Annotated in this window: 11 protein-coding genes, 1 tRNA gene, 1 pseudogene and 1 riboswitch; of the genes and pseudogenes, 8 read left to right on the forward strand and 5 right to left on the reverse strand. The window is 48.2% G+C overall.

Features of this window, described 5'->3' with window-relative positions; translation table 11 throughout:
- Nucleotides 1-153 precede the first annotated feature (153 nt).
- Nucleotides 154-1,050, reverse strand: a complete 897-nt coding sequence (locus NDA03_RS14885; RefSeq protein ID WP_190411973.1) for an alpha/beta fold hydrolase — start codon at nucleotides 1,048-1,050, stop codon at nucleotides 154-156.
- Nucleotides 1,051-1,182: 132 nt separating this feature from the next.
- Here NDA03_RS14885 and NDA03_RS14890 point away from each other — a divergent pair, with 132 nt between their 5' ends.
- On the forward strand, nucleotides 1,183-3,243 hold the full coding sequence (locus NDA03_RS14890; protein ID WP_348238446.1) for an S-layer homology domain-containing protein: 2,061 nt from the start codon (nucleotides 1,183-1,185) through the stop codon (nucleotides 3,241-3,243).
- 86 nt (nucleotides 3,244-3,329) lie between these two features.
- Here NDA03_RS14890 and NDA03_RS14895 read toward each other — a convergent pair whose 3' ends face one another.
- Nucleotides 3,330-4,370: a mechanosensitive ion channel family protein gene (locus NDA03_RS14895; RefSeq protein ID WP_190411975.1), complete on the reverse strand. Its 1,041-nt coding sequence runs from the start codon at nucleotides 4,368-4,370 to the stop codon at nucleotides 3,330-3,332.
- Between the two features lie 164 nt (nucleotides 4,371-4,534).
- A complete protein-coding gene (locus NDA03_RS14900) occupies nucleotides 4,535-5,065 on the reverse strand; it encodes a hypothetical protein (RefSeq protein ID WP_190435928.1) in 531 nt (176 codons plus the stop codon).
- 365 nt (nucleotides 5,066-5,430) lie between these two features.
- On the opposite strand from NDA03_RS14900, the gene NDA03_RS14905 reads away from it, so the two are divergent.
- The 6 genes from NDA03_RS14905 (at nucleotide 5,431) to NDA03_RS14930 (ending at nucleotide 13,415) form a co-directional block, all read left to right on the forward strand.
- Nucleotides 5,431-6,792 carry a hypothetical protein gene (locus tag NDA03_RS14905; RefSeq protein ID WP_348238448.1) on the forward strand — a complete coding sequence of 454 codons (1,362 nt, stop codon included), beginning with the start codon at nucleotides 5,431-5,433 and terminating at the stop codon, nucleotides 6,790-6,792.
- Nucleotides 6,793-6,851: 59 nt separating this feature from the next.
- Nucleotides 6,852-7,769, forward strand: a complete 918-nt coding sequence (locus tag NDA03_RS14910) for a histone deacetylase (protein WP_190429743.1) — start codon at nucleotides 6,852-6,854, stop codon at nucleotides 7,767-7,769.
- A gap of 737 nt (nucleotides 7,770-8,506) precedes the next feature.
- Nucleotides 8,507-8,591: riboswitch (cyclic di-GMP riboswitch) on the reverse strand.
- Nucleotides 8,582-9,013 (forward strand): hypothetical protein, encoded by a 432-nt coding sequence (locus NDA03_RS14915; protein WP_190411979.1) that lies wholly within the window; start codon nucleotides 8,582-8,584, stop codon nucleotides 9,011-9,013. It overlaps the preceding riboswitch by 10 nt.
- Nucleotides 9,014-9,287: 274 nt before the next feature.
- Entirely contained in the window at nucleotides 9,288-9,752 is a 465-nt protein-coding gene (locus NDA03_RS14920; RefSeq protein ID WP_190411980.1) for a tRNA (cytidine(34)-2'-O)-methyltransferase, read from the forward strand.
- A gap of 860 nt (nucleotides 9,753-10,612) precedes the next feature.
- Nucleotides 10,613-13,216 carry a peptidoglycan DD-metalloendopeptidase family protein gene (locus NDA03_RS14925; RefSeq protein WP_348238450.1) on the forward strand — a complete coding sequence of 868 codons (2,604 nt, stop codon included), beginning with the start codon at nucleotides 10,613-10,615 and terminating at the stop codon, nucleotides 13,214-13,216.
- Nucleotides 13,217-13,342: 126 nt separating this feature from the next.
- Nucleotides 13,343-13,415, forward strand: a tRNA-Met gene (locus NDA03_RS14930).
- Nucleotides 13,416-13,498: 83 nt separating this feature from the next.
- Here the strand turns inward: NDA03_RS14930 and NDA03_RS14935 are convergent.
- Nucleotides 13,499-15,583 carry an amylo-alpha-1,6-glucosidase gene (locus tag NDA03_RS14935; protein ID WP_348238452.1) on the reverse strand — a complete coding sequence of 695 codons (2,085 nt, stop codon included), beginning with the start codon at nucleotides 15,581-15,583 and terminating at the stop codon, nucleotides 13,499-13,501.
- 145 nt (nucleotides 15,584-15,728) lie between these two features.
- On the opposite strand from NDA03_RS14935, the gene NDA03_RS14940 reads away from it, so the two are divergent.
- Complete coding sequence (locus tag NDA03_RS14940) at nucleotides 15,729-16,334, forward strand: peroxiredoxin (protein WP_190411983.1); 606 nt, start codon at nucleotides 15,729-15,731, stop codon at nucleotides 16,332-16,334.
- Between the two features lie 83 nt (nucleotides 16,335-16,417).
- On the opposite strand, the pseudogene NDA03_RS14945 reads toward NDA03_RS14940, so the two are convergent.
- Nucleotides 16,418-16,678 (reverse strand): annotated as a pseudogene (locus NDA03_RS14945) (tetratricopeptide repeat protein); the annotation flags it as partial.
- Between the last annotated feature and the right edge of the window lie 330 nt (nucleotides 16,679-17,008).

Genomic DNA, 17,008 nt, shown 5'->3' on the forward strand with positions numbered 1-17,008 from the left:
AAAGGATCGGAGAGGTTGGATGTAACTTTAGGTGAATCAGACGCGAGGGGACGCGATCTCGAAGCGAGTGCGATCGCGTTCCCTCAAATTCAGAACCTCAAATGCACAAGTCGGTGCAACGACAGTTGAACCGAAACTTTTACTGACTAAGTTTTATTGACTGCTCAGCTGCGCCAACCAATCCAATATCAAAGGATTCACCACGTCCGGACGTTCATCATGGGGACAGTGACCCGTTTTGGGAATGCCGACAACCTTCACGGGTTGCCCATTCTCACTTAGCTCTTTATAAATCGTCGCACCCTTAATCGGCGTCCAGGGGTCATCTTCTCCCCAAAGTACCAGCAGCGGGTGTTGTATTTTTGGCAACAACTCAGCTGGGCTAGGGCCAGGGGGTGCCGTGAGAATTGAGGCAAAAACCTGCTGAGCGCCCGTGTCACAAGAAGGATCGTAAAGCATATCCACCAGTTCATCCGTGATAGCTTCAGGGTTCACGTAGACCTGTCTGAGCGTGCGACGGAGACGATCTTTGTGGCGGATGCGGTTAAATAGGAACGGGCCAGCGACTTTGGAACTGACCAGCTTCGTGAAGGCTCCCATCACCAGTCGCAGGGGGAAATTCAGCTCATCGGGGCGATGATTCAAGCCCCCGGCACAGTTAATCAGCACGCCACCAGCGGAAATTTCTGGAGAATTCACCACTACCATCAAGCTGAGTAATGCCCCAATCGAGTTGCCGACAAAGACGGTCGGTTCCTGAATATGAGTTTCCCAGAAATCCTTGAGTAGTTCTTCCCACAATTCGAGAGTGTAATCGAGGGCTGGCTTGTCCGAACCGCCGAATCCGAGTAAATCTAGGGCAAATACTCGGTAGCCCTCAGCGGCGAGGACTGGCATATTCTTGCGCCAGTGTCCAATGGAAGCGCCAAAGCCGTGAATCAGCACTAGAGGGCGACCTGTGCCCATGACTGTGTACTGAATCCGGTAGCCGCGCCAAGTCCAGTTGAGTTTTTCAAAAGTGCTTCCTGTTTTTAGCTGCTGAGTCGTCACGATAATTATTAAGATTCCTTAACTATTTTTCTATCGTAATAGTCTCTATCATTAAAAAGAGATAAACCAGGGAACATCTAACCGACTTGAAAAGTCACGCTACCCGTTTTGTTTAGGTGTGAGAAGAGATTAATGAAGCGAAGTTCCTTGGTATTTTTAGGCAGCCTGGTTTTTGCTGCTGCCGGTTTAAGTATGACAACGGTTGCCCCTGCGATCGCGCAAGTTGGACAAACAATGGGCAATCTGCCCTTATCGGGTCGAAATCTGCTCAGCCAAGCAGAAGACGATACCGCCCAGCTGCCAACAGCGGTTGCTGAAGCTGTTTTAAAGGATGCTGCCCAACGGACAGGAATGCAAAGTTCTGACTTAACCATCCTTCAGGTGGCGAAGCAAACTTGGTCAAATGGTTGCTTGGAGTTAGCAGAAGCAGGTGTTGCCTGCACCGAGGCACTGGTTCCCGGCTGGCTGGTACTGGTCGGTAGCGCCAAAGAACAGGGATTTTGGGTTTATCGCACCAACGAATCTGGAACGCTCGTGAAGTGGGATGAAACAGCAACCCAAACCTTGACGGCTCGACTCCGGTCGGAAAGTACCACCACTGGGCAACAGACAACAACCCGTCGCACGGAAACCACCGAGCAAAGGAGTACCGTCCGCACAGAACAGCGGTCTACGGTGGCAATGACCGAATCCGCAGGCAACTTTAGTCTTGCCGTTCTGCAACCCGCAGGCAGCCTCACAGAGGTGATTACTCGCGTATCGGTGAAGTCGAAACAAGGCAACAGCTATTCCCAAGAGCAGTATCTTGGCGACTTCAGATACAAAATCAAGCAAAAAGCGAAGTTTGTCAAAGGTGTGAATCCGGGCGATCGCGTGGTCGTGCGTCTATACGACCAAAATCGCTTGATTGGCTACAGCGAGTTTGAATGCTTGTCTGAAAACGCCGCCGTTAACCTAATTTTGTCAGAAAATCCGTCTGAAACCCGTGTAGTGCGGACTGTGTACGGCATTGATGCCGACATGGATGGCAACATCGACAGCGGTACCACCGCCTACAACTACTACACCCAAATCGACTCTCAGGAACGGGTAACATTCCTGAGCAGCGTCGAGCAAATTAACGTCAGCCAGTTCCAATCGAGCGAGATTTCGACTTCGGCGGCGACTAGCGTTTATTCCAGCTCATTTACCAGCGGTGAATCAATGCTGGCGGGTGAGACGATGAGCGTTTACAGTTCAGGAATGGCTGCCTTATTGACATCAGCTCCCGGTCAGTTGGTGCAGGTGATTGGGGTAGAAGCCGAGAACGCGACCTACGAAGTCAGCCAGCTGCTGGCAAGATATGCAAACGTGGGAGTCACTCGAAACATCCAGACGAGTTTTCCCGATGTTCCGCAGGGATACTGGGCAAAAGATTTTATCGCCCAACTGGCGGAGTTAGAAATTATCGAAGGCTTCCCCGATGGTCGCTTCCGACCGGATCAGCCGGTGACTCGCGCCCAGTTTGCGGCGATGCTGCGGAAAGCGTTTGAGATGAATAAAGTGCGGAATGCGATCGCCTTCCGGGATGTATCCTCGGATTACTGGGCGTACAGTGCTATCCAAGAAGCCTATGAAATGGGCTTTTTAGGCGCTGTTTCCAGCAATGCATTCAACCCCACCCAAAAGCTTTCTCGTCTGGATATCTTAGTGGCATTGGCAAAGGGAATGAACTACTCTTCTGCCAGTACCACTACCCAGACGCTACTGCAAGTTTACAGCGATGCCGCTAGCATCCCTAGCGACGTCCGCAGTTTGGTTGCAGCAGCGACAGAACGGGGTCTGGTGGTGAACTATCCCAATGTCCAGTCACTCAAACCCAATCAAGTCGCCACCCGTGCAGAGGTGTGTGCTTTCCTCTACCAAGCTTTAGTCAGCACTGGGAAGGCTCAGAACATCGCCTCGCCATACGTGGCGGGAGAAGGTGCGAAACCCCCCACAGTGCGCGAAGTTGATACTCCCAAGCCAGAAAACGTCCCTGGCGATAACCGTGAGGTAGAGGGGAGCGAACGCACGAATCAGCGTCAGAATTGCAACCAAGGGGTCGGTAATGGGCCAGAAGGTTGCGATCCAGGCAATTCCAATCGGAACCAGCCCAGTAACGACGAAGGAGCAGGCGCAGCGCCTGGCAGTCCGGGTCGTCAGGGTCGGTAATCGTCGGTAATCGTTAGTCTGAGAACTAAGAAAGCCGCAGCTATCCAAATTAAATAGCTGCGGCTTCTATTTTTTCGACGTTTATATTAGTCATTAGCAATATTATTTCCCTTTTGGTTTACATAAACTTCTCTACTTGGGAAAGGGATAGTAATTCCTTCTTGCTGATAGCGTCGGTGCAATTTCTTGATGAATTTATGCTTTGCAATTCGTTGGTTCAGAAATTCATTAACTCTAAGAAATACTGTAAAGTTGACACTAAATTCGCCAAAATTTTGATATAAAATAAAAGGCTCAAAATCAGAAATCTCTGCTGCTAATTCTTGCATAACTTCTTTAGCAACTTCAACCGTTATTTCTTCAACGTGTTCCAAGTCGCTATCGTAACTGACACCTACTTGAATCGGTAAAGTTATTTCTTTCACAGGTAAATGGTAATTCGTAAAAATGGCAGAAGCCAGCTTTGTATTGGGTACAACGACTAGATTATTTGGCAGTTCTCTAATCACGGTATTCCGCCAAGTGATATCGGTAACGTAACCTTCTTGTCCCGTCTCTAGTTTTACATAGTCGCCAGTTCTGACTTGTCCAGAAATAATCAAATATAATCCTGAAAATAAGTTAGATAGGGTATCCTGAAATGCCAAAGCAACTGCCAAACCGCCAATTCCCAAGGTTGCCAAAATAGGTGTAATGGAAATCCCTAGCGTTTGCAAGATCATCAAGATTCCCAAAACCAGAACGACAATTTTGGCTAGGTTAGATAGTAATGAAGCTGAAACTCCGGGTGTTCTTTGACCAAATATCGTAACAAAACTCGCCGTCAGTCTGGCTAAAACTAAGGTGACAGAATAGAGGAAAATAACAGTCAGAATATTCTGAAAAATGCCAGAAATCCGGTCAGGAATAACCTGATTTAGTTGAAGGGTAAAAATGGCTCCGTAAAAGCCAGCAACAATAAACCAAATTTTGGGGATGCCACGCAGGGAATGAAAAACGATTTCATTCCCTGGCAACCGAGTTTTAACAGCTATTCTTTTGAGTCTAGGAAGAAAAAATTTATCAAAAATTATCCCAACGAGAAATCCGCTAAGAATAAAGGCAATCGGGACAATCCATTGCTTCATGTTGATAGTTTTATCTCAAATCTATTTGTATATGTTATGAGACTGACGATAGGGGCAACCTCCAGAGTTGCCCCTATCGCGGCTACACATAGCAGCGAGACAATTGTAGAGACACGATTTATCTCATCTGCTGGCGCGACCTCTAGAAAAAAGATACAGCGTAGTTACGACAATTGTTGCTTCAACTGATCAATTAACTGTCTCAAATTTTCTGGACTGAGAATGGCTTTCACTTCCAACTGTTGCTGAGTATCTCGCAGAGTCAGGATGTGGTTTTCACCTTCCTTAGCAGCAAATTGCAATTGGGGAGATTTAAATTCAATCTTTTGATAGATGGTTTCTGGTATCCCTACCCGAATGACCAGTTCTTTTTGAGATTGGGGATAGATATAAAGTTGCTGGCGAAGGGTATCGAGTTCGAGTTTGGTAGGCGTAGTGCTGCGTTCTCGATCTTCGTTGATTTTGCGCCAGTAGAGAGTGATACCGCGAATCTCAGGGATTTGAATCTCAAATACTTCGTCAAAGCGTTGGGGTTCCCAATCGAGTTCGGTAGCATCGCCCGTCTGGGGAATGATTCGCTGTCGCCACGTGATTTTATTGTCGATGAGACTTGCCCACCATTCGCGGATGGTTGCGAAGTTGTTGGTATTGTCAGGATTATTGCTGCCCTGTTCCCAGACGATTTTGTGTTGCATTTTCTCTCCTTCCTCCCCATCGCTTGCTGATTTCTCTTCTCTCCATCCAGTTTAAACTTCCTCCCTTGCTGGGAGTTGCTGTGACACGAAGATGTCGAGGTGTTGTATACGGCGTATCTACAGCGATCGCTCGTTTGCCCTATCTTCAAGTCTAAAACTGGCTGAATCCTGCGCGGGTAAGAGATGCTATGCAAAATTTTGCGATCGCTTCTAAATCTACCTTGAGCAGGTTTCGTCATACACTTTATATTGGTTCTCAGTCCGCGCCAGCGGGCTTTGTTTAAAAGTTCTCGCAACTTCTACTTCCTTGCTTCTAAAGTAGGGTTGGCATAGCTGTGATTTAAATCGCCAGGTATGGTAGCAATATGTTTACTCTTCCGATGAACCTGTTATTTCTTCCTAACCTGGATCTATTTGTTTACCACCTGAGAAACGGCTTGGGAGACGATGCAGAGCAAATCAACCAGAACCAGCTCACGTTTTGGGATAACTTCCCGTTAGAATTGCAAAGAATTCTTGTCGGTGCTGACGATTCAAATTATAACGATCCAGAATATTTAGAATTATTGCGCCTGGCGGGGGAAACTGAAGCTTATTATACTTTTCAAGCTCGCACTGAAGGATATCCAGTCAAAGGCTTTTATTATCCCGTGCGATTTAGCGATAGTTATGGGCTTTTGTTTAATTGCCATATTAACGATCGAGACTATCTGCAATCTTTTAAATGCTTTCCTACCCTCAAACATCTAGCTACTGATAAACAAGGCAATCTTGGAAAAACCTGGCTCGTGTCTGGGATTTTGCCTCGTAACTGTGAAACCCCTTTAGAATGTCTCGTCCAAGAAGCTTACGAAACTTTGAAGTTTGGGAGATGGAAACAACAAAAGCCAAACAAAGGAAAGTTTTTAGGGGCAACCGTTTTTGAAGTGTGGCTATCTCCCCAGCGTTGGGACATGGAAGAGAATCACCATGTTTTGGTTATCTTTTATCCCGATGTAGCCGCCGAAACTGAAGCTGCTAAATATTCTGAGGTCTGGATGCAGTTGTTTTACTACCGCAATAAAATTATTTGGTCTTATTGTGAAGCTCAGAAACTCAGACAGCAATTGCAAGAGAATTTCGGCTATATTTTTCAAGCGGGTGAAATGCTCAAGCAGCTACCGTTAAAAGAATTGCAGAGGATTTTAGAAGTCAATATAAAAATATTGTCCCAGTATGCTTCAGACTTAAATCATCTAGAAATTCAATTGCACGCGATTGAAACCTATCAGAAAAAATACCAAGAACATTTAAATTACCTGCTTCAAGAAGCTAGCAAATATGGAGAAACCGAGCTGCATTTTTTGGCACAATTCAACCAAATAGTCAAGCAATACGAAATCCAAATCCAACAAGATCGTGCCAGCTTTAGCCCTGCATTGAGAGTGCTAGAAGATGTGATTAACACGATTCGAGGCATCGTCGAGATTGAACAAGCTAAGCGCGATCGCAATCTGGAAAATATTATTGCCGCTGCCAGTCTGGGAGTGGGAACCGCCTCAGTCGCCGCCTCTGCTTCCTCGGCGTTGGTAAAAGATTTTACCCAGCCTTACCCTAACCAAATCGATAACCAACTATCCGCAGTCATCCCCTTGGCGAATCTGGTTATTGTCATCTTGTTCAGTATTGGTTTAGGTTGCCTGGTTAGTGGGTTTGCCTGGAAAATTTTGCGATCGCGTAGCGTCTGAGGAAAATTGCCTCGGAAATCCTCTCTTCCTTTGCCGCTTGGCAGTTCAAAATTTTAAATATGGACTTGCCAATTATTTACCACCCGGATTATGTCGTACCTCTCCCAGAAGGGCATCGCTTCCCCATGCCCAAATTCAGCAAACTCTACGAAATGCTCTTAAGCGATCGCGTAGCGCATCCAGAGCAAATTCATCCGCCCGAACCTCCTCCACTAGCGTGGATAGAACTCGTTCACACCCCAGAATATGTCCGAGCATACTGTGAAGGCACCCTCGATGCCAAAGCCCAGCGAAGAATCGGATTGCCCTGGAGTCCCGCATTAGCAAATCGTACCTGCGTGGCAGTAGGCGGTACGATTCTCACCGCTAAACTGGCACTCAGTCACGGTTTAGCTTGCAATACTGCGGGGGGTACTCATCACGCCTTTCCCGGTTATGGTTCTGGTTTCTGTATTTTCAACGATTTAGCCATTGCTGCCCGCGTGCTTCAACATCTGGGACTGGTGCGTCAAATCCTGATCGTGGATTTAGATGTCCATCAAGGAGACGGTACCGCCGTGATTTTCCAAGAAGATAGCAGCGTCTTCACCTTCTCGATGCACTGCGAAGTTAACTTTCCCGGAACCAAACAACAAAGTGACTTAGATGTTCCTCTCCCGATTGGGATGGAAGATGACGCCTATCTGCAAACCTTGGCAAAATATCTCCCAGATTTGCTCTCACAAGTCAAGCCGGATCTCGTTTTATACGATGCTGGCGTCGATCCTCATGCTGGCGATCGCTTGGGCAAACTCGCCCTCACAGACACCGGAATCTTCCGCCGGGAAATGCAAGTTTTGAGTACCTGTGTGGCACTCGGCTACCCAGTCGCCTGTGTGATTGGCGGGGGTTATGCTGACGATCTTGACTCCCTCGTTTATCGGCACTCCTTGCTACACCGAGCCGCCACCACTGTCTATCATCAGTACCAACTTTGATGCCAGACTAAGGGCAGAGGAGCCATTTCGTCTTCCTCGATACACTTTTTAACGGTAGCGGTATCCCGTGTCCGTACTTCGTACTCACTCATCTGAGGAAAAACCCCTTGCTATCAAAAGGCTTTGAAATTGAAATGTATACCGGCACCCCCAATGGTGACATTGTGGGTTTATCCGATCGGATTGTGGCAGACCTAGACGGGTTCATGCGGGAGCCGGATAGCCGCAACGTGGAATATATCACAGAACCCTTTTATTGTTACGACCGATTATTGTGTGCCTTGCTACGCCCTAGACGGCAACTCCGAGAGTATCTAAAACGCCTGGGAAATTACACCCTGATTCCGGGGAGTACGCTGTCTTTAGGCGGCAGCGATCGCTTCTGGCGATCTGACCCTAGCAATCCTTACCACGACTACATTGAGAACACTTACGGCACCAAAGTTGTCACCGCCAGCGTCCACATCAACATTGGCATCAGCGATCCCGAAACCCTGATGCGGGCGATTCGCCTTGTCCGCCTAGAAGCACCCTTATACCTCGCTCTCAGTGCTTCTTCCCCGTTTTTGGATGGGAAAGCCACTGGCTATCACTCGACTCGCTGGGGACTGTTTCCAAAAACCCCAGCCCACGTTCCCTTATTTGAAAGCCACGCCCACTTTATCCAGTGGACGAAAGCCCAATTAGCCGCCGGGACAATGCAAAATGTCCGCCACCTTTGGTCATCCGTGCGACCAAATGGCAACCAGCGCCCCTACGACCTTAATCGCCTAGAACTGAGAATTTGCGACCTAATCATCGATCCGGTTGCCTTGTTGGCGGTTACAGCCTTGCTAGAAGCCCGACTTTTGCAGTTGATTGATGACCCTAGCCTCGATCCCCTGGAAATGAGTCAATTGTCTTCACAAGACTTAATTACCCTGACTGACGCCAACGAAGACGCCGCCGCCCGTCAAAGTTTGGATGCAACTCTGAGACATTGGCAAGACGGCAGACCGATTCTGGCGCGAGATTGGATTGAAGAAATAACCGGCGAAGTTTGGGATCTGTCTAAACAGATGGGCTTTCGCTGTTTCTTGTCACCCCTGAAAAAGATTCTCCGGGAAGGAAATTCGGCTCAGCGATGGTTAAATCTCCAAAACCAAGGTTTTGACACTTCCAGCGTGATGATTGACGCCATTCAAGCGGTGGCAGACCAAGAGCGCGAACTGGAAGACAAATTGTGCGAGAGCCTAGTTGCCTGAAGCACTTGAAGGATCGAGAATGAAGCTTGAAGGCAGAGAATTATCCTAAAGCCTTCATTCTTTATCTTCGATCCTTCCTAGCCCCTGATTTCTTTTTTTGCCTTTTTATGGCTTAATTTATTGGCTAAAAAGAATCATTCGGGAATTAGAATATTTAATCAATTTGATCTGGGTGAGTCATATAACAAATATGTATAGGTTCATGTCTCTTTGGGTATAATTTGAGTTTCCAGCGTGGATTTTAGTGTTAGAGCCAGAGTAATTAGTAAGTCTCATGCCGTTTGTTGTTCTCTACAAGCCGCAAATTCCGCCCAACACCGGCAATATTGCCCGTACCTGTGCTGCCACTGGGACGGAATTGCATTTAGTCGGGCCGTTGGGTTTTGACATTAGCGATCGCTATCTGAAACGTGCCGGTCTGGATTACTGGCCCTACGTCAATCTGCACCACCACATTGGTTTAGAGGATTTTCAGGCATTCCATCAGCAGCGAGGGGGACGATGGATTGGCTTCAGCGTTTCGGGAAGGGATAACTACTTGAAGTTCGAGTTTCGGGCAGATGACTGGCTATTATTTGGTAGCGAAACAACTGGATTACCTCCAGAAGTTCTCGCCCTTTGTGCCAATACTGTCTATATTCCAATGTCACAGCCGCACGTTCGGAGCCTGAACCTTTCTGTCAGTGCCGCAGTCGGTTTGTTTGAAGCGCGTCGCCAACTGGGGATTTTGTCCTCCTGAAGGAGGCAAACAAGTCCTTTGCTCATTGCGTGTTATCAATCTTTAGTCAGGTGTTCGCAGATTGAGTTAAAGGTTAGAAATTTGGTTTGACCTTTTCTCTAGGAATCTCAAACGTGTTAACCGGCAACTGTTTGTGACCATTTCTGGCTGAGCTTTCCCTATGACTTCTTGCTCAACACTCGGTGACGAATGACTCTTTTCCCTTTCTTGAGAGAGTTTCTTTTGCGTCCTTCAGCTATCTAGAATACCGAATGAGCGCGGCTTAGATAAGAAATTTCTATGAACAACAGAGTAACAACGGGAAATTGATTGATAGATTTTTTTATCCAAAATCTTTCAGTGCTGAGCCTCTAAAACAACCTCGAATCAATCTTTAGGAAGATTTTTAGTAAATATGCGTCGGTATGCTCTATGCCATTTGTCAGAGTTTTCTCCATGATTCTACGGTTGTTATTCAAGGCAAAATCAGCTTAAAGTCTCATGTTGTAATCGATCAACAGCAGGATGCCAACAACGAAAAAGTTGTTTTCTCAGTCTTCCGGAGTAAAGCAAGTCAAGCAAGTATGTTCCAATATGCACGCCTTAGAAAGGAATACACCATTGACTTGCCAGCTCTTGACAAAAGGCTCCTGATTAACGCAATGATGAAGTCTTCAGCAGGGTGGGTCAAATGTAGGTCGTGCATGATTAAATTTTCCCAGTCATGTAAACTTGTCTAAATCAAAAAAGCAGGGTAATCTTGCCTAGGTATGATTACCGGCAGTGATCCTAATCACTTTTTGATGTGATTTGTCCCATTGACTGGTAAAAAACAATCATTCAGGGACAGTTAAGCGCTCGTCATAAGTAGGAGGTCGTGTTTGAAACGCCCATTCACGCACAAGATTAAATCAGTTCCTTCCTGTGCAGCAGACAAAGATGCGAAAGCGAATCTGTCCGCAGGAAAGCTTTCCGGGGGAGAGTCAGGTTTATTGAAGCCAATTTCTCCAGAGGTTAACCGTCGGGCTCGCACCTCTGCCGCCATGATTGGATTGGCAATCTCAATGGGCACCTCCAGCCTATTGCTGCCGCAACAAGGCGATGAAGCAAAGGCAGCCGATCCGGTCGCCACAGAGCCGACTGTTACCAACGCTCCTGCTGCAACAGATATTGCTGTTGCCGCTCCTGCCTCAAAAGTGGAGCCAGAAACAACTGCTTCAGTCGCAGCAATAAAGCCGGAATCCAAATCTGTCGCTGCTTCCCCAAAGGTAGTAGAGCCAGAATTCACATCTGAGGCCGTTTCCCCGAAGGTGGAGCTGGACGGTAAAGCAGAATCGAAACCAGCACCGCGCGTTATCGAACACAAGGTGCAGCAGGCACAGACAATTTGGCAATCGTCGAAGAACTATGGGGTAGAACCTGCCGCGATCGCCACTTCCAACAACATCAAATCCAGCTCAGCTCTTCCAGCTGGACAAGTGGTGAAAATTCCTTCAGTGAACGGTATTGTTCACGAAGTTAAGCTGGGCGATACCGTCGAAAAGCTATCTGAGTCTTATGGTGTTCGCCCGATACAGGTGCAGCAATCATCTGGAGCGACAACATCGGATGGACTGCCGGTGGGTCAATCAGTCACGATTCCCGGCAACGTAAATGAGCTATTAAAAGCAAGACAAGACGCTGCCATGAGCCGCTTAAAGGAGCAGCGGAGCCGCTTGCAGAGCAGTCTGGCGGAGTTGCGGTCTGAGGAGACGACAAAAGCATCTGCTGGTCAATTAGAAGTCACTGAACCAGCCCAAATTGATAGCTCTGAAGCTGCTGAGGTAGAAATAGCTGCTCCTAGAGTGCAAATTCCGGTCGCAGTGCAGATGCCAGGGGAAAACGCCCCCAATCAGGTAATCAACCAAGTACCGTCCGTACCACGCAATATCGCGGTGCAGATGCCAGGGGAAAACGCCCCCAATCAGGTAATCAACCAAGTACCGTCCGTGCCACGCAATATCGCGGTGCAGATGCCAGGAGAAAACGCCTCCAATCGGGTGATTAACCACCTCCCATCGGCACAGGCACGGGAATCGCTAGAAGCATCCCCGCAGCCGATAGGGGTGAATGAAAGCGTACCAATCCTAGTACCGACCGCGACTAACCAAGCGCTGCCAATCCAGACAGTGGCACCCGTACCGATTGCCGTCGTCGAACCTAATGGGGTAACGGCAGATGTTTACCAGGTCAAGGCGGGAGATACGGTGGATGCGATCGCTCGCATTCACGGCGTTTCCAGAGGAGAACTGCTGCGGATAAATCAGTTAGATAACCCGAACATGATTCGAGTGAATCAAGCACTGAAAATCCCGAAAAAACAGACTGTAACTGTAATTCCTGGTTTGAACGCTGCACTTAGACAATCCAAGTCTAATGTTGCTGTACCGAATCTCTCCGTTCCTACTTTGCCAACGGCTGTTCCCTTACCCGTCGCAGCAACACAGGTACGGGTGCAAAGTAGTGCTAACGTACCTATCGTCAAACCAATGTTAGTAGCGGGTAATCCGTTACCCATTGCCACACCCGCTGCCACACCGATTGCCGAGAGGAACCAAACTCAGTCTGCTGGCTTGAAGCAAAACTCTGAGTACAGCACCCAGATTGAGAAACTACGGGAAGACATCATCAAACTACGGCAGCAGTATCGTACCCAGCAAAACGGGGATACCGCTAACTCACAGAACGTTCCGGTTGCTAACATCTCGGTGCCAGTGACTCCCGCATTCGAGCCGGTTGCACCTGTCGTCAACAAACCGTTGCAACGTTCTGAATACTCGACTCCGATCAATCCAGAATTCAGCCCAAATCGTTATAACGAAGCCGTACAAGCAGAAATGCAAAAGCGGCAACGGCAACAACAGCGATCGCAGGCGGCAATCGAAATCAAAGTGCCCCCACCTGCTGCACCACGGGCTAGAACCCAGAAGCCATTGGTGGCAGCAGCGCCCTCCGGAGCGGACACTTATAACCCGACACTCCGGCCCCCCTTCGGGCAACAAGTTGCTCCAGAGTTACCGCCCCTCCCTGGTCCAAATCCCTACCTGCCGGATAGCCAAATCCAATTCAATGGCTACATCTGGCCCTCAAAGGGCGTTTTGACCTCTGGTTATGGTCGGCGCTGGGGACGGATGCACAAGGGGATTGATATTGCGGCTCCAGTTGGCACACCCGTCGTGGCGGCAGCTCCTGGTGTCGTAGTCTATGCACGCTGGAATTCAGGTGGTTATGGAAATCTGGTGGACATTCAGCATCCGGATGGCAGTTTGACTCGCTATGCCCACAACAACCGGCTCCTGGTTCGCGAAGGCGAAGCAGTTGAGCAAGGTCAGCAGATTTCTGAGATGGGCAGCACCGGACGCAGCACTGGACCTCACCTTCACTTTGAGTTACATCCATCTGGAAAAGGAGCTATCAACCCAATAGCTTTGCTACCTCGACGCTAAAAAAAGGCAAAAGACAAAGCAAAAGACAAAAGAAAATATATTCTTTTGTCTTTTTTCTTTTCTTGCGTGAGGGATAGCAATAATCACGCCAGTATGCTAGGATGATAAGGTTGTTCAAGAAAACTTGGCTCTGTAGCTCAGTGGTTAGAGCAGGGGACTCATAAGCCCAAGGTCGCAGGTTCAAATCCCGCCAGAGCCATTTTAAAAGTTATGAAAAGCCAGGACTGAAGAATGAGTAGGCTTGTGATGGTACTCATTCCTCCATGCTAGTAAGGGTGCTAATCAGTCAGAGTAGTGCCGGATGAGTTCGGCAACAGACCAAGCTTGAGCGATCGCTCCTTGAGCTGCATGAGGCGGATCGCCATCAAAAATTTCCGAAACCGAACCCAGGCAGGCTGAGGACTGCAAGTGTTCAATCATCGGCTGCCAATCAAAAGGGACGGGTTCTGAATCGTAGAGGCGCTTCCAGGCTCGGATAAAGGGGCCAATCAGCCAACTCCAAACCGTACCTTGGTGGTAGGCGCGATCGCGATATTGAGAATTCCCAGCATACGTCCCCACATAGCGGGGATCGGCGGGGTCGAGACTGCGGAGACCGTAGGGTGTCACTAAGCGATCGCCTGCTACCTTGAGGACAGACCGCCCTTGCTCGGTAGGAAACCCGCAATGATAGAGCGAGAGCGCCAAAACTGCATTCGGACGAATTGTGGGGTCTCGCACATCATCCGGTGCGATCGTATCGTAGAAATATCCCAGCGTCGGATTCCAGAACTTTTGCAGCGATCTCTTCACCTGTTGCGCCTGCTGAATATAGCGTTCTCGCTGGTTAATCCGCCTCTGTGAATTCGCGCCTCCTTCCCTTAATAACAATTCTGCCCATCGGCTAGCCCAGCACAAAGCAGAGTACCAGAGGGCATTAATTTCTATAGGTTTACCCCGACGAGGCGTTACCGGCTGACCATCAACCACCGCATCCATCCAGGTAAGCGCCACTCCTGGCGCATCCCAGGTAACTAGCCCATCCGTGGCATCAATCCGGACATTGTACAGGGTGCCAGCCATAAAGCTTTTGTAAATCTGCCGCACCACAGGATATTGCTGAGCCAGAAAATCCCAATCCTGCGTTGCTTCTAGGTAAAGACCCAAAGTTTCAATCCACCACAGCGCAGCATCAATACTGTTGTAAAATGGCTCAGCTCCAGTATCTGGAAACGCATTCGGAATCAAACCATTCCGACAATAGCGCCCAAAAGTTTCCAGCAGTCCCTTCGCTAACTCATAGCGCCCAGTCGCTAAAGCTAGTCCTGGTAGAGCAATTAGCGTATCGCGTCCCCAGTCATTAAACCAGGGGTAGCCAGCAATCACAGTCGGGCCAGCAATGGAAGCGCGGTAGACAATAAATTGATCGCCTGCTCGCAACAGCTGCTGCCAAATATCAATGACAATGTCATTGACAATGTCATTGTCAATGGTTGAGGGTTCGTTGCCATGAACCCTCAACAAGGGACGGCGAAGCGCTTTCAGTCGTTGTTGCTCAACCTGCACTGCTTGCTCAAAGTCTAGGGAACTGAGCTGTGATTGTTTGGAGTTACATAATCCCACTTTCGCTTCTAGGGTGAGGGAGTCTCCCGGTTGTAGGGGTACTGTCAGGTATCCAGGGCTGTAGAGGTCTTCCTTGTCCCCCAATCCCCGCCGCTTCTCTTCTGGATAGTAATAATGCCAATACCAAACGGTGTCTGGTTGATAGCGACCCTTACTCCAGCGCAATTGCCAGGGAGTCCCAGTCCAGTCAGGACGCATCCCTTGCAAGCAAATTTGCTTTTGACCGACTAATTGCGAGAAGGACAATCCGGAAGCGCCGGATTGCTGGTGGTGAAAGTCGCGATCGCCAATTACCGGGCGTAACCTCAGCGTAGCCAACTCAGTGCCTTCATAGCGGTACTGAATCAAAATCCGGTGACAAAACTGGGGAGTACCTACTTGCTCAGTCTCCTTCCCGCTACTTACGCTCTGTGAGCTACTTTCTACTAAGCCATAGGGCATCACCAGCTGCCTGCTTAGCTGCCAGTTATCTTCACCCCAAACCCAACGGGGAAAGGGGTCAATGTCAAAAGAACGCAATAACTCGTAGCCCAAAGGGTCAATTTTTCCATCTATCCAGAAATTTGTCCCTAGTGCAAATACCCGTCCTCCTACATCCAAACTGGCATCCAGGTGAGACAGTAATAAAGTGCGCTGACTCGGCGGATCGAGGGCGGCAATTAACCAACCGTGATAAGTCCGAGTCCGAGCATCACAAACCGTTCCACTGGCAAAACTTCCTAACCCGTTGGTCAGCAGCCACTCGCGCGTATCCAAATTCTTCATTCCTACTCAAACTCGTTATGAGTATGATATAGTTGTTACAGTTCGTAAATTAGCTGTCGTTGCGTCTAGGGTAGACCTCAACTAGATTACCCTTGACTCAGCACGAGTCAATGCAAAATCTATTCCATTTAAGGAGAATCTATTCATGACCCACCACACAGAAGGCTGTCTTCGGGTTGGACAAACCGCCCCGGACTTTACCGCAACCGCTGTGGTCGATCAGGAATTCAAGACCATCAAACTGTCTGACTATCGTGGCAAATATGTAGTCTTGTTCTTCTATCCTCTTGACTTTACATTCGTTTGTCCTACAGAGATTACAGCTTTTAGCGACGCTTATTCAAAATTTCAGGATCTCAACACTGAAATCCTTGGTGTCTCTGTAGACAGTGAATTTTCCCACTTGGCATGGATTCAGACAGACCGCAAGTCCGGCGGCGTCGGCGACCTAAACTATCCCCTCGTTTCCGATATTAAGAAAGAGATTAGTGCTGCTTTCAATGTCCTCGATCCAGAGGCAGGCATTGCACTCCGGGGGCTGTTCATCATTGATAAAGAAGGCGTGATTCAGCACGCTACGATTAACAACCTGGCTTTTGGTCGCAACGTCGATGAGACTCTGCGGACGCTGCAAGCAATCCAGTACGTACAAACTAACCCCGATGAAGTTTGCCCCGCTGGTTGGCAACCGGGTGACAAGACAATGGTTCCCGACCCCGTCAAGTCAAAGGTCTTCTTTTCTGCCGTCTAAATTTCTGGTGTCGAGTTAGTTTCAGAACTGATTCAGTCGTCAATTAATCAAAAACCTCAATACATTTGATGAGATTTTTCCTATCAGATGTATTGGGGTTTAGTTTTTGATGCTGGCGATCGCGTTAACTCCTGTAACGCTGCTTGCACGATATCTAGATGCTGGTGATTGTATGCGATCGCTTTTTCATAGTCTCCCAAGGCACGGTAAGCCTTTTCCAGATTGTCCAAAGTAAGGGCTTCAGACTGTTGATTGCTGATTTGCCTCCAAATGTCCAAAGCTTTTTCGTAAAACTCAATCGTTTGCTTATATTCTTCTAAGGAAAAGAAAACTACGCCCAAATTTCCTAAAACTGTCCCTTCTCCCTGAACAAAGGAATTTTCTTTGCAATTACCAAAGCCTCCTTATAACACATAGCCAAGATTTGTAAGAGAGGCTACTTGTCCCTCAGGCTCGCCAGTTTTCTGTGAATCTGCGAGTAAATCCTGATACGTGGGTCTTGCGCCCAGTGATGTTACAACAAAATTCAGGGACTTCTAATAAGAAGAAGTAATCCGTCAGTTAGTTAATCGCATTCCTGAAATGGAGAGGCGACTTTTTGAGGGATGAAGGATGCGATCGCTTTCTCGTCCACGATTCGCCCCGGTTCGCAAAAAAGTAAAGAACTATTACAA

Source organism: Trichocoleus sp. Lan (assembly GCF_039961855.1).
Lineage (GTDB): Bacteria > Cyanobacteriota > Cyanobacteriia > Cyanobacteriales > FACHB-T130 > FACHB-T130.

What these genes read in the sequence shown, in the direction of transcription:
- NDA03_RS14895 (WP_190411975.1), bottom strand. Translation starts at nt 4,370, where the DNA reads ATGAAGCAATGGATTGTCCCGATTGCCTTTATTCTTAGCGGATTTCTC.
- NDA03_RS14920 (WP_190411980.1), top strand. Translation starts at nt 9,288, where the DNA reads ATGCCGTTTGTTGTTCTCTACAAGCCGCAAATTCCGCCCAACACCGGC.
- NDA03_RS14905 (WP_348238448.1), top strand. Translation starts at nt 5,431, where the DNA reads ATGTTTACTCTTCCGATGAACCTGTTATTTCTTCCTAACCTGGATCTA.
- NDA03_RS14940 (WP_190411983.1), top strand. Translation starts at nt 15,729, where the DNA reads ATGACCCACCACACAGAAGGCTGTCTTCGGGTTGGACAAACCGCCCCG.
- NDA03_RS14910 (WP_190429743.1), top strand. Translation starts at nt 6,852, where the DNA reads ATGGACTTGCCAATTATTTACCACCCGGATTATGTCGTACCTCTCCCA.
- NDA03_RS14900 (WP_190435928.1), bottom strand. Translation starts at nt 5,065, where the DNA reads ATGCAACACAAAATCGTCTGGGAACAGGGCAGCAATAATCCTGACAAT.
- NDA03_RS14890 (WP_348238446.1), top strand. Translation starts at nt 1,183, where the DNA reads ATGAAGCGAAGTTCCTTGGTATTTTTAGGCAGCCTGGTTTTTGCTGCT.
- NDA03_RS14935 (WP_348238452.1), bottom strand. Translation starts at nt 15,583, where the DNA reads ATGAAGAATTTGGATACGCGCGAGTGGCTGCTGACCAACGGGTTAGGA.